The sequence below is a fragment of the Maridesulfovibrio sp. genome, assembly GCF_963677005.1.
In the GTDB taxonomy this organism is placed as follows: domain Bacteria; phylum Desulfobacterota; class Desulfovibrionia; order Desulfovibrionales; family Desulfovibrionaceae; genus Maridesulfovibrio.
Window position 1 is genome coordinate 1956645 of the sequence record NZ_OY781616.1, and the last position, 26993, is coordinate 1983637.

A 26993-nucleotide genomic window follows, 5' to 3' on the forward strand; every position below is an offset into this window, starting at 1 on the left:
CCGGAGTTATTGGAGTGAAGAACAACCAGGAGACAGAATGAGTGAATTCAAGGAATTCCAGGGGAAAAATTTGGATGAGGCGATCAGCACCGCTTGTGATTACTTCAATCTGAATCGCGACAAACTAGAAATTGAAATTCTCAGCGGCGGTTCCACCGGTGTCTTCGGGCTGGTGGGAAAAAAGAATGCCAAAGTCAAGGCCCGCCCCAGAGGAGGGGATAGTAAACCTCTGATCGAAGATGATTCAAGAAAAGGAAGGTCCCGCTCTCGCAGAAATGATGACCGGAGACCGCAGGCTCCTGCAGCAGAAAAACCGGTTCGGGAAGCTGTAACGGAACCCGCAGCCGCACCTGAGGAGGAACCTGCTGCACAGAAAACCGAAGTAGAAACACCGACAGCTTCCGATGCAGAAAATAATATTGCAGTCAGAGAAGAAACCGAACTGGCCGTAAAGCCGGAAAGTGAACTGGCTGTAAAGGAAGAAGCTCAGGTTCCCGCGATATCTGAAGAAGAAAGCAACACCGCTGAGCACGAAAACAATAGCGATGTTGATGAAAATGACTCCGAGGAAGAATACACCGAGCGTCGCAGCATCATGGAAGGCGACCCGGAAGAAATAGCCGCGGCAGTACGCGAGGCCCTTGAACTGATGATCGAACCGATCATACAGGCCAAACCGAATCTTGAAATAGAAGTCGGGGAAGACAGGGTAAATGTACTGGTCAACGATGAGGAAAATTCCGGTCTGATCATAGGACGGGAAGGACAGACCTTGTCCTCTCTGCAGTACCTTTGCAACCGAATGGTTTCCAAAAAGCTGCAGACTTCCGTGCGGGTACAGATCGATACCGGTGACTACCGTGAACGGCAGGATGAAAAGCTTCGCCAGTTGGCCTGGCATCTTGCCGACAAGGCCATGCACACCGGTCGAGTACAGTCCACCAAGCCTCTGAGCTCCTACCACCGCAGGGTGGTTCACATGGCTCTGCAGGAAGATAAGTACGTGAATACCCGCAGCAAGGGAGAAGGCCCCATGAAAAGGGTGCTGATTCTTCCGAGACGCAGTCGTGGCGGCAGCGGCAGCGGTAGACGCAATGACGGTTATCAGAAGAATGACCGCTACAATTCCCGCAGCAATGAGCGCCCCGAGCGTAATGATCGCAACCGTCCGAGACGTGATCGCAACGACGGTTTTGATCGTAACGATAATTACGGAAACCGCCGCAACGATAACTACGGCGGAAGACGCAACGATAACTACGGTGGCCAGCGCAACGATAATTACAGCAACCGCCGTAACGATAATTACGGTGGACAGCGTAATGACAATTACGGAAACCGCCGCAACGACAATTACGGTGGCCAACGTAACGACAGTTACGGATACCGTCGTGATGAAAACTTCGGAAACCGGTATGACGATAATTTCGGAAACCGGCAGCCCCGCCAGAACAACCGTCGCAATGACAAGGTCAAAGAAGGCGGTCCGGACGGTTTCAACAGCGAACAGTACAACCGTTAATAAGTCTGTTCACGAGCGGTTGATAACGACTTTAAAGCACCCCGTGGACTTTGTCTGCGGGGTGCTTCACTTTGAGAGGACCCTCATATGGCGCTGACTTCCACTGGCACAATAGCCGCCATTGCCACTCCCCCTGGAGACGGAGGAGTGGGAATAATCCGCATCAGCGGGGAAATATCCCGTTCCATTGCCTGCGAAATTTTCCGGCCGTCGGGGAAAAAGTTTTCCGGATTCAAGCCCTACACCATGCACTACGGCAGCATCGCCGACAGTTCCGGTATTGAGATAGATGATGTCCTGTGCGTATTCATGCCCGGACCGAACTCCTACACCGGAGAAGACACCATCGAGATCAACTGCCACGGCGGCAGGGCCATTTTGCGTGCGGTGCTGGATGAGGTGCTTGCACGCGGATCCAGAATGGCCAACCCCGGCGAGTTCACTCTCCGGGCGTTTCTCAATGGTCGCATGGACCTGACTCAGGCTGAAGCAGTGGCCGAAATGATTCATGCCCCCTCCAAGGGAGCGGCACAACTCGCCAAGGTAAAACTTTCCGGGGTTCTGGGTGAACGTATTGCAGAACTTCGAAAGAACCTTGAATCCCTGCGTGCCCGGCTCTGCGTGGCTGTTGATTTTCCAGAAGATGAACTGGAATGCCTTCCCCTTGATGAAATGAAAGAGGAAATAAGCGAAGCTGCAGCCAGAATCACCAGACTTCTGGCCGGAGTGGAACGTACTCGCGCCTGGAGGGAAGGAGCACTGGCCGTACTCTCCGGAAAAGTCAACGCCGGGAAATCTAGCCTGCTGAATGCCCTGCTGGGCCGCAACCGGGCCATTGTAACCGACATCCCCGGTACAACCCGTGATTTCATTGAGGAAACATTGAACCTCGACGGTCTGCAAGTACGCCTTGCCGATACAGCCGGTCTGCGTGAAACCGATGATGCCGTGGAGCAGGCAGGCCTGGACATGGGCCGCGACCTGGCAGAACAGGCAGATCTTGTACTGCTTATTGTTGACGGATCACAGCCTTTTTCCGCAGAAGACCTGTCCCGAGCCTTTTCTCCGGAAAGCGGCAAATGCATCGCTGTAGTAAATAAATGTGATCTGGAACAGGCATCCCCTGCTCCGGCTGAAGTACTGAAAAGCTCCGGGTACGATGTAATTGAAATTTCTGCCAAAAAGGGACAAGGTATCGACGAACTGGCCGACATGATCCGTATGCGGATTCTGGAAGGCGCCGGAGAACCGGACCCGGATGAACTGGTCCCCAACTCCCGCCAGGCCGCCAACCTCAGGAAGGCACTTGCTGAGCTTCAAGCCCTTGTAGAAGATATAAACATGCAGATTCCGTACGATCTGCTCGGCGTGCGCCTGGAATCTGCCACAAGCGCCCTTTCCGAAATCACCGGAGAAATAACTCCTCAGGAAGTGTTGAACTCCATTTTCGATAATTTTTGTGTGGGGAAATAAAAATGGAAAGCAAATTTGTAGACCTCAAAGCGGTCTCCTGCGGCCTTGTGCCCATCATTGTCAATCATCTGGACACCTGCTCAAACCCGGTTGTCGAGTTTCAGATCAGGCTTGGTATACGAGAAGAAATTCTCAACGGATTCGGAACCGGCGGCAACTGGCAGATAGAAGTAATCGACGACCTCGGCTGTGACAGACTGCGCTTCACCCGCCGCAGGCCCGAAGATGAAGACAGGCTGAACATCGTGGAGTATTGAGTAAAGTATTAAATACCTTTTGCGGAGTAATTTTGCAAAATGCTTTAATGCCCCGGCAGGCTTGCCGGGGACATTATATTCTGTAATTAAGACGGAATCCGCTTGATGCCCCATATATCTGCGGCATATTCGAGCATGGTCCGGTCCGTGGAGAATTTGCCCATCCGGGCGGTGTTCAAAATAGCTTTTCTCGCCCAGAGTGAAGGATCGGCATAATCCCTGTCCACCCTTGCCTGCGCTTCGATATAGGACATGAAATCTGCAAGGTGCATATATTTTTCATTGTCGCACAGCAGCCTGTCCACAATCCAGCGGAACAGCCCGTGATCACGGGGAGAAAAACGATTCTCCAACAGGGCGCCCAGCACCTGCCTGATCTCGCTCGAACTGCTGTAGATATCATGCGGCCGGTACGATCCGCTTGAAAGCGACTGCTCCACCTGTTCCTCGCGTAATCCGAACAGATAAAAATTATCCTCCCCTACCTCTTCCAGCATCTCGATGTTAGCGCCGTCAAAGGTGCCGATGGTCAGGGCCCCGTTCATGGCGAACTTCATGTTTCCGGTTCCTGACGCCTCGGTCCCGGCAGTGGAAATCTGTTCGCTCAGATCACAGGCCGGAATAATCTTTTCCGCCAGTGAAACACGGTAGTCGGGAAGAAAAGCAACCCGTATGAGCCCCCTTACTCTGGGATCACTGTTGACCACTTCGCCGACACTGTGGATGAGCTTGATTATCTGCTTTGCCTCCCAGTATCCGGGCGCGGCCTTACCTGCGAAAATGAATGTACGCTGACAAAGCGGCTCAATTCCATGGTCCACAATCTGCAGGTACATGTGCATGATGTGGAGCACATTCAGGAGTTGGCGCTTGTATTCATGGATGCGCTTGGCCTGAATATCGAAAATTGAATCCGGGGAAGCGGGAATGCCTAACGACGAATGTATGTAGTTGCCGAGGCTGATTTTATTCTCCCGCTTCGCAGCCATGAAAAGAGCCTGAAAATCGGCATTGTCTGCATGATTTTCAAGTTTTTTCAGTTGCGACAGGTCGGTAATCCATCCCTTGCCCACGGTATCGGTCAGCAGACCGGCCAGCTGCGGATTTGCCTTAAGGAGCCAGCGGCGTGGGGTGACTCCGTTGGTCTTGTTGTTGAATTTTTCAGGATCAAGCTCGCAAAAATCCGGGAACAGTCTGGTTTTGACCAGTTCGGAATGCAGTTCGGAAACTCCGTTGACCGAATGTGAACCGATGACCGCAAGGTTGGCCATGCGGACCTTTTTGTCTCCTTCTTCGCAGATAAGCGACATACGCCGCAACTTATCCGTATTGCCGGGATAAATATTCTTTACCCGGTCAAGAAACCGGCTGTTTATCTCGTAAATGATCTGCAGATGCCTTGGCAGAACCTTTTCCAGCAGGGATACAGACCATTGCTCAAGGGCCTCCGGCAGCAGGGTATGGTTTGTGTAGGCGCAGGTCGCTTTCGTAATTTCCCAGGCCCGATCCCACTCAATGCGCTTTTCGTCCACCAGAAAGCGCATCAGTTCGGCCACGGTCAGGGCCGGATGCGTGTCGTTAAGCTGAATGGCAACATAATCGGCAAACTCGTCAAAATTCCTGTTCTGGACCATAAATCTGCGGGTGATATCCCTCAAACCGCAGGCCACCAGAAAATACTCCTGTACAAGTCGCAGTTCCTTTCCGAAGGAGACCGATTCCGTGGGGTAGAGCACCTTGGAGACCATCTCGGATTCAATCTTGCGCTGTACGGCACGGATGTAGTCCCCGTGGTTGAATATCTCCATATCGAAATTTCTGGAGGCCTTGGCGGCGAACAAGCGCAGATAGTTAACGGTCTTTCCGCCGTATCCGACAATCGGGATATCGTAGGGAACGCCTACAATATCCTCCCAATCCATCCACATGGGCAGATACTCCCCGTCCGGTCCGACCGAATTTTCCACCCGCCCGTAAAGGGGAATGATCACGGCCTGATCCGGCCTCGCAATCTGCAGGGGCATTCCTTCCATCATCCAGTAATCGGCAAGTTCCTTCTGGTACCCGTTATGGATTGCCTGCCGGAACAACCCGTACTCGTAGTGTATGCCGTATCCGCATCCGGGCATATCGAGTGTAGCAAGGGAATCCAGAAAACAGGCCGCAAGGCGTCCCAGCCCCCCGTTGCCGAGCGCGGGATCGCGTTCGCTTGCGCGGACCTCGTCAAGGTCGAATCCCATATCCTTGAAAATATCCTCACAGAGGTCGAGAATTTCCATGTTGCACAGAGAATTTCCGAGGCAGCGGCCAAGCAGGTACTCTATGGAAAAATAATACATGCGCTTGGCACCCGCATCCCTGTAGCGGTCACGGGTCAGCATCATACGCTCAACAAGACGATCTCGGAGCGCAAGGGCAAGAGCCTTGCCCATATCCCGCTCATTGGCCCAGGACATTTCCTTGCTCAGAGAATAGACAACATGATCTCTGATATCGGAGGTCAGACTTTCTCGATCATTCTTCTTTTTTATCTGAAACGAACTTCTGCTCATACCTACTCCTTGAGAATCTGCCTGCGTCATGCTTTCTAAACAATTTGCCGTGTGGCATCCGGCAATTACTACTCCGGATACAGTCTATCCGCCGCCCTGATTATACTGCCAAATCCGGCCGTTACGTCTGTTTTAAATCGGTAACCGAAGTCTAGTCACGTATTCCGTATTTGAACCGACAAAGGCTGAAGAGACAATAGCAGGATGTGCGCCCCAAAGCCAGATCAAATAAAAAAACGGCAGGCCGAAAAGCCCGCCGTTCCAATGCGAAATATTTCAGAATTCATCAATCTTTCAGACGTCCGCCCCCGAACCTGTATATGGTGTCCGAGACATCTCTGAGCCATGAATGGTCATGGCTGACAATGACAAGAGTCGTTCCGTTCTTCTCCTTGGCGGAAACAGCCGCGTCATGTATCAGCATCGTGCTTTCACGGTCCAGACTTGCCGTGGGCTCGTCCAGAAGCAGAACGCGCGGATTAATGGCCAGACGGGCGGCCAGAGCCACTCTCTGGGCTTCCCCTCCGGATAGTTCAAACCACTGCCGGTTGCCGAACCGCACCGGATCGAGACCGACTGCCTGCAGGGAACTGCCGACCGCTTTTCCTATTTCAGACTTACCTGCTCCACGCAGTTCAAGACCGTAAGCCACGTTACGGAATACGGATCTCTTGAGCAGATAAGGCTCCTGGGTAAGCATGGTAACTTCCCGCCTGAGCGCTGCGTAATTACCCTCTACTTTTACTCCGTCATAAAAGACATTACCGCTGGTCGGAGTATCGAGAAACGCCAGAATTCTCATCAGCGTACTTTTTCCGCAGCCGTTATGACCGGCAAGTCCTACGATGCTTCCCTCTTTGACAACAAAAGATTCCAGTTCCAGCACTGTCCGGTCGTTATACTGCTGCCTGATTCCGGAAAGCCGGTACAAGTCATTCATCACTGCCCTGCTCTCCTGCGTATACCGGCCATCATGAAATTGACCGCAAATGCGATCAGCATCAACACAAGCCCAAGCGCTATGCCCATGGCAAACTCTCCCTTGCCGGTTTCAAGAGCTATGGCCGTGGTTATGGTCCGGGTATGCCATTTTATGTTTCCCCCGACCATCATGGATATTCCGATTTCGGAAACAATGCGGCCGTAAGCGGCGGCAGCGGCAAGGAGCAGACTGTATCGTGCTTCCCAGAGAGTGGTAAGGAGAACCTGATTGTGTGCTGCGCCCAAGGTAAGAAGAGTGTTTTTGAGCCTCCGGTCCAGACTTTCAACGGCGGTAGCCATCATGGCCACGACCACGGGAAGTCCAAGCAGGGTCTGGCCTATGGCAATCCCCGGAATGGTGAAAAGAAGTCCCATTTCACCCATGGGACCTTTGCGGGAAAGCAAAGCGTAAACAAGCAGCCCGATTACTACAGTGGGAAAAGACAGCAGGCTGTCAACCATCGTGCGCATGGTCCGCTTGCCGTAAAAATCATGATATCCGAGCATGAAGCCAAGCGGAGCACCTATTGCCAGACTGGCCAGGATGGAAATAGTTGAAACGCTCAGTGTTGTTCCTATGGCCGAATAGGTTTCCGGATCACCGGAGAACAGAAGCGCAAAAGCATGCATGAGGCCGCTTAAAATAAAATCCATACATTTTACCTGGCGTTCAGGCAGCCGGTTAAAGAGTTTGAAAGGCGGTACAGGTCAGCCGGCTACAGGTCCCCGGAGACCGCAGGGTCTCCGGGGAAAACAGACTATTTCTTTGCGTTGGGGGTGAAGAGCTTTTTGCCAAGCAGTTTGAAATCGGCGATTTCCTGCTGGGTTTTGGGGGTAGCCATCCACTCGGAGAACTTGGTTGCCAGATCATACTTGGCATTTTTGCACTTTGCGGGATTGACGGCCAGTACGCTGTACTGGTTGAACAGGGTCTTGTCGCCTTCCACCAGAACTTTAAGTTCAGGATTACCATTCTTGGTAGCGCTGTATTTGATGTAGGTCCCGCGGTCAGTCATGGTATAACCGCCACGTTCTTCAGCAACAGCGATACTTTTGATCATGCCCTGCCCGGTCTGGATGTACCATTCTTCCTTGTCGGGAACAGCCATACCGGCGACTTTCCAGAGGGAAATCTCTTTCTTGTTGGTGCCGGAATTATCGCCACGGCTGATGAAAGGAGCCTTCTTGGCGGCAATTCCCTTCATGGCCGGAATAACAGCCATTCCTTTTACACCGGCAGGATCGGATTCCGGTCCGATGATGATGAAGTCGTTGTACATGACTTCACGGCGATCCTTGAGAGCACCGGAATCAACGTATTTCTGTTCTGCTGCTGGAGCATGTACCATGAGCACGTCAACATCGCAGTTTTCACCCATTTTAAGGGCCTTGCCGGTACCGACCGCGGTCCAGCGCAGTTCAATGCCGGTGTCTTTCTTGAACTTGGGGGCAAGGTAATCAAGCAGGCCGGTGTTGTCGGTACTGGTGGTGGTAGCCATCATGAGCACCTGTTCAGCCCGGACCAGTCCTGGAGCAACAAGAAGAGCAAGAAGAGCAAAAGAAACAACTAACAATTTGATTTTTTTCATCATTCCTCCCAATACATGGTTTGATAAATATCCCAAAAAAACATCCACCAAATATATGATCCCCAGTATGCAGGGTTTCATATCTACTACAAAGATAAAACAGATAGCGGCCAGCGTGTCAACAAAAGCATAATAATACGTATGGTCTGACCCTTGATTCAGACTCTGTGCTGAATCCGGGTGAGATAAGGTCGGCTTGCGCAGACCACAGCTTGCGTCTATCCTTATACTAAATTTTCAGAGGATATGACTATGATAAAAGACAGCTACGGATACACAGTCAAAGAATATACGGGGAACGGCTTCAAGGATAAGGAAATCCGGAGTATTCTGGAAATTCCCCTGACCATAAATCTCAATGGAAGAGAGGTGGTAACCCTCCTTACAACCGCAAAATTTCCTGATTACCTGGCAATCGGTTTTCTGAAATCAGATGCCTACATCTCTTCACTGGATCAGGTTACGGATATAAAAATCACGGAAAGCAGGGAGCGCATTGTTGCCGATGTATCCGTAAGCCATGATCCCTGGAAAGACCGGGTGCTTGAATACTCCATTACCTCCGGCTGCGGTAAGGGGACTAATTTCGGCCGCAATGTCTCGACAATATCAAAACGCGCCATAACGTCCAAACTGACTGTCACACCGGAGCAAATCCTCCGGCATGCCCAGGAGTTGCACGCCCGCTCCACGCTCTACGGAAAGACGCGCGGATGTCATAATTCTTCCCTGTGCACCCCTCAAGAAATGCTGTATTTCCGGGAAGATATAGGGCGGCATAACGCTATAGACATGATCGTCGGTCAGTGTTTTCTGGAAAACGTACCCACCGACGGAAAAATGATCGTATCAACAGGACGGGTGGCTTCTGAAATACTGCTCAAGGCTGTCCGCATAGGTGTGCCGGTCCTTGCGTCCACAGCCGTAGCCACCAGCTTTTCAGTTGATCTGGCCAGAAAAATAGGCATTACCCTCATAGGAAACATCTCCGATACCGGCTTCTGGGTTTACAATGACCAGGGAAGAATTTCCGGACTGTGACAGGCATAAATGACCCCGCGCCTAAATCATGCCCATTTGGGCACAATTGTTATCAAAATTAACCAATATAAAATTTTATACCTATTGGACAAATTTATTGGACGGATATTTTGACACTCCTGCCGATCACGCATAACCAGCTATTTTATAATACTTTTTGAAGACAACAGAGTCAGGCCGTATTTTAATTGAGTTTGCTCTGAGTCAAAATGATACATATTTCATATTTCTGTAACATATTGTGATACAGGTATTAAAAATTTTTTTCAACAACCTGTGGCCCTCCGCAAGCCGCTTTGTGTCAGAATGACAGCAATTGACACTAGCATGCAGCAACTGCCAAGAAGACATATGCGTAAGTTTAAGTGCAAAAACCAACCTAATTGATGCACTGAAAATACCAGCGGCATATTATCCGGAATGCAATGCCAAACGCGTCCAAAAATATCGCCATTCCGGGCAGTTCCAAGGAGAAGACATATGGGTTACGATTATGAGGCAGCCGGAAAGCGGCTCGACAGGAAAATATCAGACCTCAGGGAAAAGACGTTCCTGCCAAACGATCTGCTTGAACTTATTTCCAAAGTTGCCGCAATCCAGTTGGAAGCGCAGGAAAAATCAGCTCCGGAACTCCCTGATCCGGATACTCTTGCTCCGGCGAATGAGAATCTGCAGGGCCGTCCGCTGCTGCCTAGAAATGAATTCCCTTATGATTACAAACAGGCCTGTGAACTATTCGACCGCTTTACCGACATCCTGCTGGAGTCCAAAGGAGTATCCTTTGAGGCCTGCGCACTGATCCGCGACAATATCAAATCCGGGAAGCTTGAACTCAAGGATGCTTTCACGGCCTACCTTGAATCTGACGAAGATTTCTTCATGACCTGGGCGCAGAAGACTCCGGAAGCACCGCGCACACTGAACTTTCTGGTCCAATCAGCCATGACCCCGGCGATCAGGGCCGCAGCGCTCAAACTTGTCGAGTACCTGCCTGCCAATGAAAGTTCCGCTCCAAAGGAAAAGCCCAACGCCGAGCTTGATTTCGAAATAAACGTACCGCCTGCACGGCCTCATGCACACTGTCCGGTCTGCGGGAGCATGGCCTTTATGCACACTCTTCATCATAAGCAGGGGTTCCGTTACGCCAACTGTTCCTTCTGCCATACGGAATACCGTGTGCGCAGACTGGCCTGCGGCTACTGTGATGAATCCAATCCCGAAAAACTGAAATTCTTTACCGTGGAGGATTCTCCCGGATACCGTGTTGATGTGTGCGAAAGCTGCAAGAGCTACATGAAAACCGCCGACTTCAGGGAACTGGACAAAATTTCCATCCCGGCCCTTGACGATCTTGAGTCACTGCCTCTTGATTTCGTGGCCGCTCAAGAGGGCTACCACAGAGGCACCCTTTCGGTCTGGGGGTTCTAAGATGGTACTTCAGGATAAACTGGGACGCAGGGTCAACTACCTGCGCTTAAGCGTTACCGACAGGTGTAATCTGCGCTGCATGTACTGCGTGACCAAGGATTTCAAATACATCCCGCACCCCGATATTCTGCGCTATGAAGAGATGCTGCGGCTTATCGATCTTGCAGCCGGAATGAATATCAACAAGCTGCGTCTGACCGGGGGCGAACCTTTTGCCCGCAAAGGCTTCATGGGGTTCATAGACAACATAATGGCCCGTCACGGGGAGATGGACCTGCGCATAACGACCAACGCCACCATGATTGAACCGCTGGTGCCGGACCTCAAACGACTGGGCGTAAAGCGGCTGAACATATCGCTTGATACCCTTGACCGCCAGACATTTAAGGAAGTCACCGGAAGGGATCATCTGAAGGATGTGCTTGCAACCATCGAAGCATGCCTGTCCCACGGAATCAGGGTCAAAATAAACGCCGTGGCAATGAAGGGCATCAATGACCGGGAACTTGGGGATTTCATCAATTTTGCCAGAAACAACCCCCTTGACCTGCGCTTCATAGAGTTCATGCCGATGGGTGATGAAACTCTCTCGGACAGCAGATTCTGGTCTGCGGATGACATACTCAGGCAGGCATCGAAATTCGCCAACCTGATACAGGTCAAACGGACCTCGGAAAACAGAGGCCCGGCCAGAATGTATGCAATCGAAGGCGGGAAGGGACGACTCGGACTCATATCCCCGGTCAGTTCCCACTTCTGCGCAACCTGCAACAGACTGCGCATAACTTCCGACGGTCACCTGCGCACCTGCCTCTTTTCCGACCACACATACAACCTGCGCGGAATAATGCGAAATCCGAAGCTTGGTGACGATATGCTCAGAAAAGTCATTGCAGCGGCAACGCGGGACAAACCGCTTGGCTATCACCTGCTTGAATCAAGAAAGGGATGCGAGGGCGTATGCGAAACACAGATGTCCGCAATAGGCGGCTGAGAAAGAAGGATTCCGGTCACTCAATGGAGAACAGTGAGCAACGGATGAAACGGATAACCTCATCGGAAGATGAAGCCCGGAAATTTCTTATTCACAAATGTTTCGGGGACAGAAAACTATTCTGTCCCCGCTGCCGGGAACATAAACTGTACGGGCTTAGCGGCAATCGTTTTCGCTGCTCTTCATGCAAATACACGTTTCAGGAATTCAGCGGAAGATGGATAAACAACGGAGGGCTTTCGTGCCGCGAATGGGTACGCCTGATCCTGATGTTTGCCGGAGACAACACCGCACACGCAATTTCACAGGAACTCGGACTTTCATATAACGCCACCTACAAGGCGATCACGGCCCTGCGCTTCGCCATACTCGCACAGGCAATAGACGCCAGACAGCTTTTAGGGCCGGAAACAGGGCTGCACACCCACCTGAAAGGTAAAAAACTGACCGGTGTCCCAGCCAGAACTCCATCGGAAACCATCCCGGTATTCGGCATAATGGAAAAAAACGGATGGGTTTTCATCGATCTGATGCCGAACATAACCGCAGAATCAGTATTCCACTTCAACCACAACTTTCATCTGAAACTGGTCCGGCACGGCTCAATCATCCACACGGACATGTATCAGAAATACGATGCCCTGATCCTTTGCGGAGATGAAACACTGCCTCTGGATTACATCCGCAAATATCCGGGGGTTACCCCTTATATCGAGACTTCAAATGGTGAATTCTGGGAATTCGCGCGGGAACGGTTCAAGCGCTACAAGGGAATCTCCCCGCACCGCTTCCCGCTTTACCTCAAGGAACTTGAATTCAGGTTCAACAATCGAAACAAGGATCTTTTCGACCTGCTCGTGACCTATATCTGCAAAATAGTTCCAGACGTGGACTGAAGCAGAGCACTTGGGAACGAAACGATTTTATTCGCGTTTTCCAAGTTCAACCCTGTTTTTACCGCTCTTCTTGGATGCGTACATGGCCTGGTCAGCCCTGCGGGTGAGCGAATCCAATGTATCTCCGACCATATAACCGGCAACACCGCTGCTTACCGTAACCGAGACATCCCTTCCTTTGGAACCGCCGTTCAAGTCGTTACAGATTCCGGCCTGTTCCACTGCCTCACGGATATTTTCCGCCAGCGCAACTCCCCGGTCCGTATCTCCGTCAGCCAGAAGGATAAATTCATCTCCCCCCCAGCGGGCGCAAAAATCAGATTCTCCGGCTGAACGAGCAACAATTTCGGCAATTTTCTTCAGTACACCGTCTCCTTCCAGATGACCGTAAATGTCGTTGACCTGCTTGAACCCGTCCAGATCAAGAAGAATCAGGGCAAAGGGTCTGCTGTTTCTGGCAAATGCGGAAAAAGCCGAATCAACTCTTTTTTCAAAGGCACGCCGATTTGCCAGCCCGGTAAGTTCATCCGTTTCAGCCTGCAGTTCAAGCCTGAGCTGATAATGATTCACAGTCAGCACGCTCAAGAGGACTATAAGCAGTGTTGCTGCCGCACCTATCAACAGGGTTCGGACAAAGTTGCTTTTTGCGGAGATCAAAGCGGCATTCTCGCTCTGCTCCACAATAAGCAGCCATTCAAGTTCCGGAATATAGCGCGCTGTAAGAAATAACTTATCTCCCCCGGCCTTGAATTCGTATGTCTTCGGGTCACCGGAAGTATTGAGCACCTGCGAGGCTATCTCGCCAAGTCCGGGCATATCCCTTATGTTTACCTTTTCAATCATCTCAACCTGATGATGTGCCTGAACAAGCCCCTTGGTATCGACCAGAAAGATGGTCTTGCCGAACTTTTTCGAAAATCTGTCCAGAAGCTGAGAAACGTTATCCATCTTGAGGCCAACTCCGGTGACTCCGAGCAGGTTTCCATCCGCATCCAGCAGTCTGTGGTTGATGAAAATGGTCAGGATGTTGTTGGCGGCTTCATTGGAATCAACATCAAGCGCATATTTTTCCCCGCTTTTGACAAAATCGTAATACCAGACATCGTGGGCATCCTGCGTGGAAACTGTTTTCAGAACACCGCCCGGATAGTAATATCTACCGGTTGACGCGGAGACGAAAAACGAACTGAAGAATCCGTATTTATTCTGAATTTCAGTCAGGTAACGTTCTATCTTTTCCAGTCCGTGCTCCCCGTTTTCGGCCCAGTCCTTGAGAAAGGTGTCATTGGCCATAAGAGAAGAAACGAAAATGGGCCTCATCAAACCTGCCTGAATTTCCGAATAGATGTTATCACGCGTGAGAGGGAGTGAGGAATTGACTATCTCGTTGCGGACATTTTTGCGCGTTACATTGTAGTTGAAAAGGCTGAGGGAAATAAAAGCTCCCACCAGAATCAGAGTCAAAAAAAAGATCAGCTTAATCCTGACTGACATCTGTCCTCCACGGAATACTGTTGCCATAAAAAAGGCGCAAACAGGCGATTAGGTAAAAGATAGCCGATGCGCAGAGAATACCCGTTAAAACAATCTCCCGCTACCGGTATGTTTCTGCATGTGCTGGTAGGCTCTGGCCGTGGCGACCCTGCCGCGGGGTGTGCGTTTCATGAAACCGCACTGAATCAGGTAGGGTTCGTAGATTTCCTCAATGGTACGGACTTCTTCGGAGCAGGCCACGGCAATGGTCTTTACCCCCACCGGACCGCCGCCGAACTGGTCTATCAGAATGGAAAGAATCTTGCGGTCCATGTAGTCCAGGCCGAGGGGGTCGACATCGAGCCGGTCAAGGGCCATGTCGGCAAGTTCTGCGGAAACAGTCCCGTCACCGTGGACAACGGCGTAATCGCGTACCCGGCGCAAAAGGCGGTTGGCGATTCTCGGAGTTCCGCGGGAACGTCTGCCGATGATCAGCGCCCCCTCTTCAGTCACCTGCAGATTGAATATCCGGGCTGCCCGGATAACAATACGGGCCAGTTCTTCGGGGGAATAGAATTCGAGACGAAAAATACAACCGAAACGGTCCCTGAGAGGAGAGGTAAGCAGGCCGAGTCTGGTGGTGGCACCCACCAGCGTGAAAGGCTCAAGGTCGATCTTGACGGTTCTTGCCGCCGGTCCCTGCCCGATGATCAGGTCAATGTTGAAGTCTTCCATGGCCGGATAGAGGACTTCCTCAACTGCGGCCGGAACCCTGTGTATTTCATCGATAAAAAGTATGTCGTTCCGGGAAAGGTTGGTCAGTATGGCGGCAAGGTCTCCGCTGCGTTCCAGAACAGGACCGGAGGTAGAGACTAGGTTTACTCCCAATTCCGAAGCTATAATCCGAGCCAGGGTGGTCTTGCCCAGACCGGGATTGCCGTAAAAAAGGGCGTGATCCATGGCAGAACCGCGTCCTCTGGCAGCCTGTATGAAAACATCCAGATTGCTGCGCAGATCGTCCTGACCTATGAAATCGGTCAGCCGTTGCGGCCTGATGTGATCGTCGGATGCGGAGTTGTCAGTCATGTCCATTTACTGCCTGATTACATTTTAGCCTGTGAAATTTTCTTAAGAGCAACCCGTATGGCTCCCCCGGCATCAAGATCCGGTTCTTCCTCAAAAATATCCTTGAGGAATTCACGCACTTCGTCATCGGCATACCCCAGATTGCGCAGGCCGGAAAGGGCATCGAGAAATTCACTGCGATCACCGTCCACCGGGCATGCACCACTGCGTATGGTTGCCGATTTCAGATTTTCCATCTTGTCCTTGAGCGACCACAGAATCTGTCTGGCCGACTTGGGGCCTATGCCGGGAACGACAGACAGGGTCTTGACGTCCTCGCGAAAAACAATGTCCTGCAGTTCCTTCGGGTTGAACTGGGATAGAATGGACAAGGCCTTCTTGGGACCGAGGCGGTCAATGGAAATGAGGGTGCGGAAGACTTCCCGATCATCAAAGCAGGGAAAACCGTAAAGATCAAAGGCATCCTCGCGAATGACCGAGTGGACATAAAAAGTCATGTCAGAACCGGATTCCGGAAGAGTGGAAAGGGCGGAAATGGTCAGAAAAAGTTCATACCCCACCCCTCCGGGAGTAAGTATGATGCAGGATTTGTCCGTGGCTTCAAGCAGTTTTCCGTGAATGTAGGCGATCATTTCCCGGCCATCCTTGCAAATCTTCTTTCATTGAGGTGGCAGACTGCAATGGCCAGAGCATCTGTGGTGTCGTTTGCCCATCCGGTGTTCTTCACCCCCAGAATACGCTCGACCATGAAAGCGACCTGCGACTTGTCGGCCCGCCCGGTCCCCACCAGATTCTGCTTCACCTTGGTGGGCTCGTATCCGGAGACAACGAGTCCGGAAACTGCACAGGCGGCCATTGCCGCCCCGCGGGCCTGCCCGAGCTTAAGGGCGGAAGCCGGGTTGGAGGCGACAAAAGCGTTCTCGATTGCCGCCTCGTCCGGTGAATACTCGGATATAAGCCCGGATATACGTGAATATATCTGCCCGAGCCGGGCACACATGGGCTTCTTTGTATTTGTACGGATGGTTCCGGCATCCATCAGGACTACCTGCCCTGAAACTTCGCGAACAATACCATAACCGGTAACGCGGGTTCCGGGGTCTATGCCTATGATTACTATGCCGGAATCTCCCATTTAATCTTCCAGTTCAGCCATAAGCTCATCGGGAAAATCGGCGTTGAGGTACACGTTCTGCACATCATCGTTGTCTTCCAGTTTTTCCATGAGAGCCATGAGCTTCTTGGCGGTGGGGACGTCCACTTCAATAAGGTTTTTAGGTACAAAAGAGAGTTCGGACGACTCTGCTGCGCACTCTGCTTCCTCAAAAGCCTTCTGCACGGCCGAAAAATCTTCCGGTGCGCAATGAACCTCAAGGGAGCCTTCTTCGGCGATAACGTCTTCCGCTCCGGCCTCAAGGCCGATCTCAAGAAGCTGGTCTTCGGTGAATTTTTCGGAGTCAAAGGACATCACGCCCTTTTTGTCGAACATCCAGGCAACGCAGCCCGCTTCACCCATGGAACCGCCGCCCTTGCCGAGAATATGCCTTACTTCGGCAACGGTGCGGTTCTTGTTGTCGGTTGCGCCTTCGATGAGCACAGCCACACCGCCCGGTCCATAACCTTCGTACATGACTTCGCTGATATCGCCGCCGGCCAGTTCGCCGGTTCCTTTTTTGATGGCGGTATCAATCTTGTCGTTGGGCATGTTCACGGCCTTGGCCTTGGCAACGGCGAGACGCAGTGTGGCGTTCATTGCGGGGTCTCCGCCGCCTTTGGCGGCGATGATGATGTCTTTTGCCATCTTGGTGAAAATCTTGCCCCGTTTGGCGTCCTGTCTTCCTTTCCTGTGCTGTATGTTAGCCCATTTACTGTGTCCGGCCATTTATTCCTCCTGAAAATAATCATATCTCCCCGTCATCTTCCGGGGACTTCATTTCATATAACCTTAATATAAAGCTCCCGCGAACAGAGCCGATGGGAACGAATGTTCTTAACCTTCTCCGCCGAGAAAGCCAAGTCCTACAATAAAGATCTCCTTACTTTCCTGCCTTGAGCTTTTCGGCTTGAACGACTTTACCTTTGAAAACATTTTGCGCAGGGAATCCGTGTATTCCTTCACGTCCGGGCCTTCGAAAATCTTGACCACGAAATTGCCGCCCCTGCGGAGTCGGCTGGGGACAATATCACGTGCCCTTTCGCAGAGTTCAAGAGAATTGGCCTGATCGGTGAATTTGACCCCAGTGGTCTTCGGAGCCATGTCGCTTATGATCAGATCATAAGGCAACTGCTTATCCATGGCTGCCAGCAGTTCCGGGGAATCTTCAAACACATCGGCCTGCAGAAAAACGGCATTTTCAGGAAACACGGTATCTGTGGACTGTATGTCCACTCCCAGAACCCGGCCTGTTTCCCCTACTTTCTTGGCGGCAAAAAGCGTCCATGATCCGGGAGCGGCACCCAGATCCATAACGTTCAAGCCCTGGCCCAGAATTTTGAACCGCTTGTCCAGTTCCTGAAGTTTATATACAGAGCGGGCGGGATAATTATCCTTTTTGGCTCTTTTGAAGTAGTGATCTCTATACTGTTTCATAACTCGAAATGGTTTGGCAGCAGGCCGGAGAAAGACTTTTCGGCCCGACTGCGCTATGGATACTGAAATTAACTTATTACGGCTGTCAAGCCAAGTCCGACAATCATGCAGCGCCCCAAGAGAATACGTGTAAAAAACGAATCCGGTAGAATCCAGTCGCTACCTGAAGGAAAGGAGTACTTCCAGGACCTTGGGGGAACAGGCAGAACTCTGCTGCTCGGTCTTGGTCCAGTCCCTGAAAGCGCAACAGAACTGCTGCCCGAACCCGGACGAATTTACTACGTGGAAAGCCCGGACTTTGAAAAACAGATTGAATTAAATAATCTCCCCAAGTCCTTTACTAGAATAACACCTGAAGAAATGGGTTCCGGGCACGGCTTTCACATCTTTCTATACACACCCGGAAAAAAGCTGTTCCCTTCCTTCTGGGGGCCGATAATTTCAAAACTGGTGCTGGAACGCTCCGGCGTAACAGCCGGAAAACGAAGCAAAACCGCATGGCTCCCCGGCACCGAAAATTCTCTGCTGCTGCCGGAACTGTCCAGAGCGCTAAACAGCGCAGGATTCAGATACAGGGTTATCGCCCCGGATGCAATGCGCAATGATCTCCTCTCCATGCTGGACCGAGAACTTCCGGAACTGGTGATCTCGGTCAACTTCAACGGCCTGGACGCCAGCGGGGAAACATATTTCATGCTCCGCGAAGCCGGGGTAAAAACTGTTGTCTGGATGGTGGACAACCCTTTCCACATCATCTCGGGAATAAGATCGGAGTACTGGAAGCAGGTCCCGCTCATGGTTACGGACCATTGGTTTATCCCGCACCTGAAACAACTCGGAGCGTGCAGGGTGGAACACCTGCCCCTTGCCACGGACCCGGCAATATTCAATCCCGGAGCAAAGCCCTACCCCGGACTTTCCGGACGCACTGTTTTCGTTGGCCGCTCCGGCTTCCCTGATAAAAAGACATTTTTCTCAGGCTGCTCTTTCAGTGACCGGGACCTTGCGGATGCCGTCTCAGCGATACAGACCGGAACAAAACCGGATTTCGAATGGTGGTGCGCCCATGACGGGCTGGTGGATTTCTGGCCGGACAGCGCAGTCAGGAAGACCGGTTTCAGGGCTGAACAGTCCGGCCTGCTGTGGCGGACAACAGCACTGCGGCAGGCAGGGGAAAGACTCACCCTTTTCGGGGATGACGGATGGAAAGACCATTTACCGACGGCTGATCTGCGGGGACCTGTGGATTACTATACGGTCCTGCCTTCGGTCTACGCCGGAGCCGGACTGAACCTGAACATGACCAGCCCGCTGCTGCCCTACGGTCTGACCCAGCGCAATTTCGATGTCTGGGCGGCTGGCGGCATACTCATTTCCGACCGCACCCCGGGATTTTCGATCTTTCCAGCAGAAATCACCGGAGAGTGCACTTTCTCCTCCCCGGATGAAATTCCGGCACTCTGCGATAAGTTCCTCAGCTTTCCCAGCCTGGCTAAAACTCTTTCAAAAATTTGGCTCCGCCTGATCATGGAAAAGCACACGTACGAACATCGCCTAAACAACATACTGAATTTCATACACTAAATCATAACATAGAAATTAGGCACATCTTTTGCTTAAACGCATCCGTAAACTCTACTCAAGGATGGTATGGATATGCGCAGCAAATTATACATGCTTTTTACCCTGCTGACCCTCTGCTTTATGAGCGGATGTTCAGCAGGAGTGCTTATCCCGCCTCTTCCAGGTCCGATGATGATACCGTCCTCTGTCGGGACCGCAATCAATGCCTATTCAATCGGAACGGACGAACGCGGCTTTCAAACCATCATTGAAGACGAAATGCTTGAAACAACCATACAGGCAGCCATTCTTGAGGAAGCAGGACTGGAGATAATGGACCTGAGTACATACTCATACAACGGGCATGTGTATATAGTCGGCAGGTATGATGAAAAGCAGGATATTCAACGCATCCGGAAAATAGTAAAAAATTCCGGAAAAGCGAACTCGCTTACAACATATCTGTTTGCTGATCGAGGTGATGCGGAGTGCAATTCGGCAACCGACTACATGCTGCAGATGGAAGTCAAGGCCGCCCTGCTGGACGATCCTTCAGTATGGGGAACCAACTTTGCGGTCAAGTCAGTCGGATGCAACATCATCCTGCTGGGGCGGGTCGGGAATATAAACGAAGCAGTGGCAGCTAAACAGATCGCAGCACGCATAAAGGGAGTGCGCTCTGTTAAGTCCTTCATCCGCGCAACACATCAGAACAGATACTCAAATCAGGAAAGACGCATCGCCGCAGCTTTGGAATAAAAAGCCGGTAACCCAGAAAGCTACCGGCTGTTTATCATCAGGAAGCCATTTCACAATCGCTTTTGCATATAAAATGCTGCCGCAACCGCTCCTTGGTGAGATCAATGTCTCCGGTTTCAATCGCCGCCACTATATATTCATGTTTTTCAGCATAGTCGGACAGCCCGCTGTTCAAATGGATTTTCCTTTCCGCCAACGTATAAACCCAGTAATCGTTGGAAAGAATTTCCCATGCTCTGATAAGCGAGTTATTACCTGAGGACCGTACAATTCTTCGATGAAATTCAATATCCGATTTTCGGATGACATCAATATCTCGTTTGGCCACGCCGGATTTCATGATTTCTACAACACTATATAGGTCAGCTACATCAATGGAGTTTCTCTGGAGTGCCCAACCTACAGCAATGGGCTCAATTTCACGCCGCACTGCTATATAATCGTACATCTCCTTTTCAGAAAAAACCTTGACCCTGGATCCCTTGTAGGGTTCAGCCTCGACAAACCCTTTTGCAGTCAAATCCCTTATCGCTTCGCGAACAGCTCCCTGACTGACATTAAGTTCCCGGGAAATCCTGGTTTCAACTATTTTAGCTCCTGGTTTAAGGTTGCCGGTCAGAATGCAGTTAACTATATGTTCAACGACATCATCCCGTAATACTCGACGCTTGATTCCAGCATTATTGTTCATACATTCTACCCCTTAGGCACGGCAAAGCATTGCCGCAAGTGTACATCCCCCCCAATTAATGCAGTTAATCATTAGGTTAATACTAACAGTTTTCGCAACAAGATCAACCCTGACATACCAGCATATATAATATATTAATTTTGCACACTTTAAAACGACACTATTATTATTATCTTTCAAAAGTACTGAACCATTCACTAAACAACGACAAAGTGTAAGATGCAAATTTTACAAACAAAATACAAACAATTAAGTACAGTACAACTGTACTGTCACGGCTATCAACTACTGACAGCACAACATACGAACTAAATTATTACACTCTAATTCTGTGATGAAGACCTTGGAAACATAATTTATGAATTCAAACATGATAACCACAAACAACATGAGGGAGAGCAAGTCGATTATGAAGCGGGAATTGAGATTAAATAGACGCCATTAGGGAATAAAATCTGCTTTGACCAACAAAGAGCAACAAAAAAACAACTTCTGTCTTATTTGAAACAAACAGCAGGCAACAAGTAAATGGATGGCGGCAAAAAAGACTGCGTCGAAATCAGCCTTGTGCGGAGACCGCAGGAAGTCTGATTGTGAACTTAGACCCCTTTCCGGGCTCGGATTCAACCAGAAATTCACCATCATGATTCCGGGTAATGATAAAATAGGAAACGGACAATCCCAACCCGGTGCCAAGCCCTACACGTTTGGTGGTATAGAAAGGTTCAAAGACCCTTTTCCTTATATCTTCGGGCATTCCCGGGCCGTTGTCTTCCACTTCTATCATTACAAACGCACCATCCCTGCGGGTCCTCAGGGTTATGCACGGGCGTTCCTCATCATATTCCTTATCGGCCATGGCCTGAGCCGCGTTTTTGAATATGTTCAGGAAGACCTGTTCAATCTCCGTCTCCGTAATGCTGACCTGGGGCAACCCCTGCTCGTAATCACGGCGGATATCAATGGTCTTGAAATCGTATTTCTTTTTCAGATCGTAGTCATTTCCCGCAAGGCTGAGGGCTTTTTCAAGTATGCCCTTCACGTTCATAACAGCCCTGGACGACTCGCTCTTGCGACTGAATTCCAGCATGTTACGCACAATGCGCGCAGCCCGGCGTCCGGCATCGCTGATACCACGCAGGTATCCAAGAATTCCGCGCCGATCCAGATACTCGTGGACAACATTCAGATCAAGCCCCAGTTCGGAGGCAACTTCCATATTCTTTGAAAGTGACGGGGAAAGCCTTCTCTCCGTACCCTGGACACCGGAAAGAACCGCACCCAGAGGGTTGTTGATCTCATGTGCCATACCGGCAGCCAGGCCGCCGACAGACATCATCTTCTCCGTCTGTATCATCATGTCTTCAAGTCTGGATTTCATTGTCACATCATCCAGAAGAATAACTGCGCCCCGGCCTTCATCACTGCCCAGCAGCGGATATATTTTAATATTCTTGTATTGAACTTCTCCATCAAAATTGAACGGAATCTTATTTTTTTCCAATACCTCAAGGCGATCAAGAGATTCTTCGATAAGGCCCATCTCCTCTGCAAGCTGCGGGAAACAATCAAGCAGGGGGGCACCCTTAACCTCTTCAAAAGCTCTGCCTGTCTCTTCTTCCGCGGAACGGTTCCACTGATTTATACGGATATTTTCATCAACTCCGACCAGAACTGTGGGCATGGAATCAATGGTATTTTTCAGCAGATTGCGCAGTCTGCCCAGTTCTGTTTCGGCCACAACCCGCTCGGTGGCATCGTAGGCTATTCCCAGAAAAGAAGTCACGGTTCCATCGCTGTCCCGGACTATAACCTTACTTTCTTCAAGCCAGTATACACGCCCTGTCAGGTCAATTATCCGATAGGTCTGCAGAAAATGATCAACGCCGTAATCGACATAATGTGAGACCTCTGCCTCAACCCTCTCAAGGTCCTCGGGATGAATAACATCAATATATTTCAATCTACCGGAAAGAAAGTCGTCTGCACTCAGCCCTAACTGGGAAACATTCTGCGAAACAAGCTCGACAGGCCATCCGGCCTCGTTCCGCCACTTGAAAAGAACCACAGGACTCTTTTCCACAATCATATTGGATTCTTTCAGGGCCTCTTCCGCGCGCTTTCTCTCTGCAATATCCCTGATCAGGTTCAAACGCATCTCGTTGAAGGCCTGCACAACCCGGTCTATCTCGTCAGGCTTCCTGTTTTTTCTGCGCCTGTTTAATACAAGCCTGCGGTCAAGCTTAGTTATATCCATCTCCTGGGCGTACTCGGCCATGGTCTGCAGATGCCGGGTAACCATGTAGTGAATAATAACAAGAATGAACATGGCCACAAGGAATGTCTTAACCCCCTGTGTCAGCAGTACAACAAAAACCCTCATCCGCAAACGGTTGAATACGTTGTCCAGTCCGGCAACAGCCTTCAGTTGCCCTACGTCCATTCTCTTTCCGTCGACAACGTGGGTAAGTGGAAAAACCCTCTCGATAATATTGTTGTTCGACGGCATGGTTCCTACGGTGGCAACAGGCTCCACCGCACCGAAGGACATCTCCACAACTTCAAGGTAGCGCATACCGGGAAGCTTCAGGGCTCCCTCAAGCTGGATTTTCACATGGTCAATATTTATATCCCAAAGGCTTGCAGCTATAGTATTCAGGTAGCTCTGCTCTATCTGCCCCATACCTTTCCGGATTTCCGACACATCACTCCTGTACTCCATGTATAGCTGCACACTTGTACCGATAATGGTAAAGAACGAGCTGCAGATAAGGATATAAACAAGGAGCCTGTACGGGAGGACCTGTCCTTTGCGAATTCGAAAAAAACTGCGCATATACTCCACCGGATGATATCAGCTGGTCAATAAAACACTTTTCAAAGTGAACACACTGTAGCATAGACTTTCACGAATTGCTAAACTATTCACAGGCAAACCGTCCCGGTCTTACCTTTACTTTTGGCTTGAAATAACACAATCCTTGGCTTTTACTGAAACAAAGAAAACGTTGCTTTTCAACAGAAATTTCGGAAAGACAATATATATTTAACCGGTTATGCTATGGACAACATGAAACCAAGCTATGCAAGCTCAAAAAAGCTTCACATCATCACGATGACCTTTATTACACTCCTGCTTATGGCCTTCATTACCGGGAGGGCGCATGGTTCGGAGACACCTTCCTACAGTGAAAAGACAGGTGACGCGGCAATTATGAAATTCAAACCGGCTACGCCCTTTACCGGCTCTGCCAGGGAAAAAGATCTACAACCGCCAAAACTGGCGGACATTCCGTCATCGAAAGAAGTAACACCATGGAAGGCTGATGAAATTCCTCCATCCCCTGAGCTTAAGGAGATTATAGAAAAGGTAAGAAACCAAAGTCTCCCCAAGGCACGCAAGCCCCGCCATAGAGAAGATGAAGAGGTCTCCAGCAAATCGCTCGAAATAATAAGAGCAGGGGCAAAAACGCTCACGGCAGAAGAAATACAACCGTCCGAAGCGCTGGAATCAGTCCTGCAGGCGTACCGTAACGGAAGTCTTGCATACACACATAGAAGTTTCAATCCCGAAGACATACGCGAAATGGTTTTCTACCATCAACCGTATGCGGATGTTAATCTGCAATCCATATTTGACATGACCGTACTTACCAGCGGCCATGACATATTTCTGTCACTGGGACTGACCCCGCTGGAACAATTCAGTAAAACCGAAACTGAAACCAGATCCGACAAATTAAAAGAATTACGACAGACCATAGACATATTCAAAGCAAGAGATGCCAAAGAATCCGCAGAGCAGCTTGAAGAAGGCAATCAACTGGGCAGCAGGCAGAAACAGGCGCAAACGGATCTGCACCGCTGGTTTAATATGAAGCAGGTCATGGATTTTCTGGGCATCAGGCGCAAAGACGAGACAAAGGACAATTACGGGGAAATGGCGTCAGCCTTCCGCCTGTACAAACAGTGGGTCCAACGCTGGGAAAAAATGGACAGGTACGTCAAGCAGCAGAAATCCCAGAACATCAAACTGGACAAATACATGACTCCGCACAAGTGGGACACCGGGCCATCAAGCCGTCAGCTGCAGATATCCCCGTACGGTGGAGATCTTATTCAGACTTTGCCGTACTAAAACAGCAGAAAGTCCCGGCACATGATGACATTTCCGGTTTCCTGCCGGGAACAATTTTCCCGAGGCTGGCGCAGCATCAGACCCTGTGTTCGGCCCATTTGTTTATAGCATCAAGAAACATGAACGTTTCCGTAGACTTGATACCTCCGAGATTGGAAAGGTCATCCACGAGAAACTGCCGAAAAGCGTTTCGTGACGGGACAAAGACTTCTACCAGAAGGTCGAACCGCCCGGAAACGTTTATTACGGACTGTACCCCGCTTACCCTGGATATTCTTTCCATGATGTCTTTGTTCGCTCTTTCATCGAGATTGATCCCGACTAGGGCAATAAGGCTGTTTTCAAAATAGAGAGGATTTACAGAAGCGGTAATACGCAGATAATCGTGCTTTATCATTCTCTCCGTACGCAAGCGAACAGTTCCGTCCGAAACTCCGAGTTTACGGGCGATATTTTTATATGACTCCCGCCCATTACATTGTAATTCTTCAATAATTTTACGATCAACATCATCTAGAACTAGAGGCCTGTCTTTCACTCTATATCTCCTTTTTTCAAAACAACTTGTCATTTTACCTGATAACGCAATATACATAGTGGCAAAATAACAAATCCGTCAATCAAGCTCTTTTAACCCAAAAAACAACTTTTTCTGGAATATTTTACTTATTTCAAAATATATTGACTATTTTTTTTGCTTGACAATAATATGCATGTAGTTTTTTAAATAATACGTAACAACACAGTTTCTGAACAGGAGAGAAGTATATGCAAAATAATTTTTTGAAGTCACTTTCCGAGCAAACCGAAGAGCTTAAATCCGCAGGTCTTTACAAAGATGAAAGAATCATCACATCGCAGCAGCAGGCCCAAATATCTGTCGCAGGCGGTGGAGAAGTTCTAAACTTCTGCGCAAACAACTACCTGGGACTGGCCAATAACCCGGAACTTATCGAAGCCGGGAAATCGGCACTGGATAAATATGGATTCGGCCTTTCATCCGTGCGCTTTATCTGCGGGACACAGGATGTACACAAGGAACTGGAAAACAAAATCAGTAAATTTCTGGGAACGGAAGACACAATTCTCTACAGTTCCTGTTTTGATGCAAACGGCGGCCTTTTCGAGACAATCCTTGGCCCGGAGGACGCGGTAATAAGTGATGCGTTGAACCATGCGTCAATCATTGACGGAGTAAGGCTGTGCAAGGCCGCAAGATTCCGCTACCGCAACAACGACATGGTCGATCTGGAAAAACAACTTCAGGCGGCCAAGGACTGCCGCTACCGCCTCATCGTTACCGACGGTGTATTTTCCATGGACGGCATCATTGCCGACCTGGCCTCCATCTGCGACCTGGCCGACAAATATGACGCACTGGTCATGGTGGATGATTCCCATGCAGTCGGCTTCATCGGGGAAAACGGACGCGGCACACCGGAATACTGCGGAGTTTCCGGACGCGTGGATATAATAACCGGAACTCTGGGCAAGGCGCTGGGCGGCGCTTCCGGCGGCTATACATCGGGGCGCAGGGAAATTGTCGAGTGGCTCCGCCAGAGATCACGGCCATACCTCTTTTCCAACACCCTGGCCCCGGTAATAGCATCCACATCCATTGCCGTACTGGACATGATTGACCGCAAACCGGAACTCCGCACCAGACTGCAGGAAAACAGCAGACTGTTCAGGTCACGCATGACCGAGGCAGGATTCAATCTGGTCCCCGGAAATCACCCCATAATACCGGTCATGCTGGGAGATGCGGTACTGGCCCAGAAAATGGCTGCCGGACTGCTCAAGGAAGGAATCTACGTCATCGGTTTCAGTTTCCCGGTAGTGCCCAAAGGGGCTGCCAGAATCAGAACCCAGATGTCCGCCGGACACACTCCCGAACAGGTCGAAAAGGCCGTGGACGCCTTCATCAAGGTCGGTCGGGAACTCAAAATCATCAAATAAA

Annotated in this window: 24 protein-coding genes; 11 read left to right on the top strand and 13 right to left on the bottom strand. The window is 50.3% G+C overall.

What is annotated here, in order from left to right; all coding sequences use genetic code 11:
• Positions 1 to 37: 37 nt before the first annotated feature.
• The 3 genes from jag (at position 38) to ACKU4E_RS08865 (ending at position 3252) form a co-directional block, all read left to right on the top strand.
• Positions 38 to 1522, top strand: a complete 1485-nt coding sequence (gene jag, locus ACKU4E_RS08855; RefSeq protein ID WP_320170709.1) for an RNA-binding cell elongation regulator Jag/EloR — start codon at positions 38 to 40, stop codon at positions 1520 to 1522.
• Between the two features lie 87 nt (positions 1523 to 1609).
• Positions 1610 to 2995: a tRNA uridine-5-carboxymethylaminomethyl(34) synthesis GTPase MnmE gene (gene mnmE / locus ACKU4E_RS08860; RefSeq protein ID WP_320170710.1), complete on the top strand. Its 1386-nt coding sequence runs from the start codon at positions 1610 to 1612 to the stop codon at positions 2993 to 2995.
• A gap of 2 nt (positions 2996 to 2997) precedes the next feature.
• Entirely contained in the window at positions 2998 to 3252 is a 255-nt protein-coding gene (locus tag ACKU4E_RS08865) for a hypothetical protein (protein WP_320170711.1), read from the top strand.
• Between the two features lie 86 nt (positions 3253 to 3338).
• Here the strand turns inward: ACKU4E_RS08865 and ACKU4E_RS08870 are convergent, their stop codons facing one another.
• The 4 genes from ACKU4E_RS08870 to ACKU4E_RS08885 form a co-directional block, all read right to left on the bottom strand.
• Positions 3339 to 5804, bottom strand: coding sequence for a glycogen/starch/alpha-glucan phosphorylase (locus ACKU4E_RS08870; protein ID WP_320170712.1), 2466 nt, complete (start codon positions 5802 to 5804; stop codon positions 3339 to 3341).
• 286 nt (positions 5805 to 6090) lie between these two features.
• Complete coding sequence (locus ACKU4E_RS08875; RefSeq protein ID WP_320170713.1) at positions 6091 to 6744, bottom strand: ABC transporter ATP-binding protein; 654 nt, start codon at positions 6742 to 6744, stop codon at positions 6091 to 6093.
• A complete protein-coding gene (locus ACKU4E_RS08880; RefSeq protein ID WP_320170714.1) occupies positions 6744 to 7439 on the bottom strand; it encodes an ABC transporter permease in 696 nt (231 codons plus the stop codon). Before ACKU4E_RS08880 ends, ACKU4E_RS08875 begins: the two co-directional genes overlap by 1 nt.
• Before the next feature lie 104 nt (positions 7440 to 7543).
• Entirely contained in the window at positions 7544 to 8374 is an 831-nt protein-coding gene (locus tag ACKU4E_RS08885; protein WP_320170715.1) for a substrate-binding domain-containing protein, read from the bottom strand.
• Between the two features lie 252 nt (positions 8375 to 8626).
• Here ACKU4E_RS08885 and fdhD point away from each other — a divergent pair, with 252 nt between their 5' ends.
• The 4 genes from fdhD (at position 8627) to ACKU4E_RS08905 (ending at position 12733) form a co-directional block, all read left to right on the top strand.
• Positions 8627 to 9415, top strand: coding sequence for a formate dehydrogenase accessory sulfurtransferase FdhD (gene fdhD, locus ACKU4E_RS08890; protein ID WP_320170716.1), 789 nt, complete (start codon positions 8627 to 8629; stop codon positions 9413 to 9415).
• Positions 9416 to 9895: 480 nt separating this feature from the next.
• On the top strand, positions 9896 to 10843 hold the full coding sequence (locus ACKU4E_RS08895) for a formate dehydrogenase accessory protein FdhE (protein ID WP_320170717.1): 948 nt from the start codon (positions 9896 to 9898) through the stop codon (positions 10841 to 10843).
• A gap of 1 nt (position 10844) precedes the next feature.
• A complete protein-coding gene (moaA, locus tag ACKU4E_RS08900) occupies positions 10845 to 11837 on the top strand; it encodes a GTP 3',8-cyclase MoaA (RefSeq protein WP_320170718.1) in 993 nt (330 codons plus the stop codon).
• Between the two features lie 44 nt (positions 11838 to 11881).
• A complete protein-coding gene (locus ACKU4E_RS08905) occupies positions 11882 to 12733 on the top strand; it encodes a transposase (protein ID WP_320170719.1) in 852 nt (283 codons plus the stop codon).
• A gap of 27 nt (positions 12734 to 12760) precedes the next feature.
• Here the strand turns inward: ACKU4E_RS08905 and ACKU4E_RS08910 are convergent, their stop codons facing one another.
• The 6 genes from ACKU4E_RS08910 to ACKU4E_RS08935 form a co-directional block, all read right to left on the bottom strand.
• Complete coding sequence (locus ACKU4E_RS08910) at positions 12761 to 14227, bottom strand: sensor domain-containing diguanylate cyclase (RefSeq protein ID WP_320170720.1); 1467 nt, start codon at positions 14225 to 14227, stop codon at positions 12761 to 12763.
• 84 nt (positions 14228 to 14311) lie between these two features.
• Positions 14312 to 15292, bottom strand: a complete 981-nt coding sequence (gene ruvB, locus ACKU4E_RS08915) for a Holliday junction branch migration DNA helicase RuvB (protein WP_320172627.1) — start codon at positions 15290 to 15292, stop codon at positions 14312 to 14314.
• 17 nt (positions 15293 to 15309) lie between these two features.
• Positions 15310 to 15924 carry a Holliday junction branch migration protein RuvA gene (gene ruvA, locus ACKU4E_RS08920; protein ID WP_320170721.1) on the bottom strand — a complete coding sequence of 205 codons (615 nt, stop codon included), beginning with the start codon at positions 15922 to 15924 and terminating at the stop codon, positions 15310 to 15312.
• Entirely contained in the window at positions 15921 to 16427 is a 507-nt protein-coding gene (gene ruvC / locus ACKU4E_RS08925) for a crossover junction endodeoxyribonuclease RuvC (RefSeq protein ID WP_320170722.1), read from the bottom strand. Before ruvC ends, ruvA begins: the two co-directional genes overlap by 4 nt.
• Positions 16428 to 17174 (bottom strand): YebC/PmpR family DNA-binding transcriptional regulator, encoded by a 747-nt coding sequence (locus ACKU4E_RS08930; RefSeq protein WP_320170723.1) that lies wholly within the window; start codon positions 17172 to 17174, stop codon positions 16428 to 16430.
• A 108-nt stretch (positions 17175 to 17282) separates the two neighbouring features.
• A complete protein-coding gene (locus ACKU4E_RS08935; protein ID WP_320170724.1) occupies positions 17283 to 17882 on the bottom strand; it encodes an RlmE family RNA methyltransferase in 600 nt (199 codons plus the stop codon).
• Positions 17883 to 17987: 105 nt separating this feature from the next.
• On the opposite strand from ACKU4E_RS08935, the gene ACKU4E_RS08940 reads away from it, so the two are divergent.
• The gene (locus ACKU4E_RS08940; RefSeq protein ID WP_320170725.1) at positions 17988 to 19466 is read left to right on the top strand and encodes a glycosyltransferase; all 1479 of its coding nucleotides are present in this window, start codon (positions 17988 to 17990) and stop codon (positions 19464 to 19466) included.
• A gap of 72 nt (positions 19467 to 19538) precedes the next feature.
• Positions 19539 to 20204, top strand: a complete 666-nt coding sequence (locus ACKU4E_RS08945; RefSeq protein ID WP_320170726.1) for a BON domain-containing protein — start codon at positions 19539 to 19541, stop codon at positions 20202 to 20204.
• A 37-nt stretch (positions 20205 to 20241) separates the two neighbouring features.
• Here the strand turns inward: ACKU4E_RS08945 and ACKU4E_RS08950 are convergent, their stop codons facing one another.
• Both ACKU4E_RS08950 and ACKU4E_RS08955 read right to left on the bottom strand, forming a co-directional pair.
• Positions 20242 to 20895 carry a GntR family transcriptional regulator gene (locus tag ACKU4E_RS08950; protein WP_320170727.1) on the bottom strand — a complete coding sequence of 218 codons (654 nt, stop codon included), beginning with the start codon at positions 20893 to 20895 and terminating at the stop codon, positions 20242 to 20244.
• Between the two features lie 559 nt (positions 20896 to 21454).
• Positions 21455 to 23731: an ATP-binding protein gene (locus ACKU4E_RS08955; protein WP_320170728.1), complete on the bottom strand. Its 2277-nt coding sequence runs from the start codon at positions 23729 to 23731 to the stop codon at positions 21455 to 21457.
• Positions 23732 to 23956: 225 nt separating this feature from the next.
• On the opposite strand from ACKU4E_RS08955, the gene ACKU4E_RS08960 reads away from it, so the two are divergent.
• A complete protein-coding gene (locus ACKU4E_RS08960) occupies positions 23957 to 25033 on the top strand; it encodes a hypothetical protein (RefSeq protein WP_320170729.1) in 1077 nt (358 codons plus the stop codon).
• Positions 25034 to 25109: 76 nt separating this feature from the next.
• On the opposite strand, the gene ACKU4E_RS08965 is transcribed toward ACKU4E_RS08960, so the two are convergent.
• A complete protein-coding gene (locus tag ACKU4E_RS08965) occupies positions 25110 to 25628 on the bottom strand; it encodes an Lrp/AsnC family transcriptional regulator (protein WP_320170730.1) in 519 nt (172 codons plus the stop codon).
• 173 nt (positions 25629 to 25801) lie between these two features.
• Between ACKU4E_RS08965 and ACKU4E_RS08970 the strand changes: the two genes are divergently transcribed.
• Positions 25802 to 26992, top strand: a complete 1191-nt coding sequence (locus tag ACKU4E_RS08970; RefSeq protein WP_320170731.1) for a glycine C-acetyltransferase — start codon at positions 25802 to 25804, stop codon at positions 26990 to 26992.
• Position 26993 lies beyond the last annotated feature (1 nt).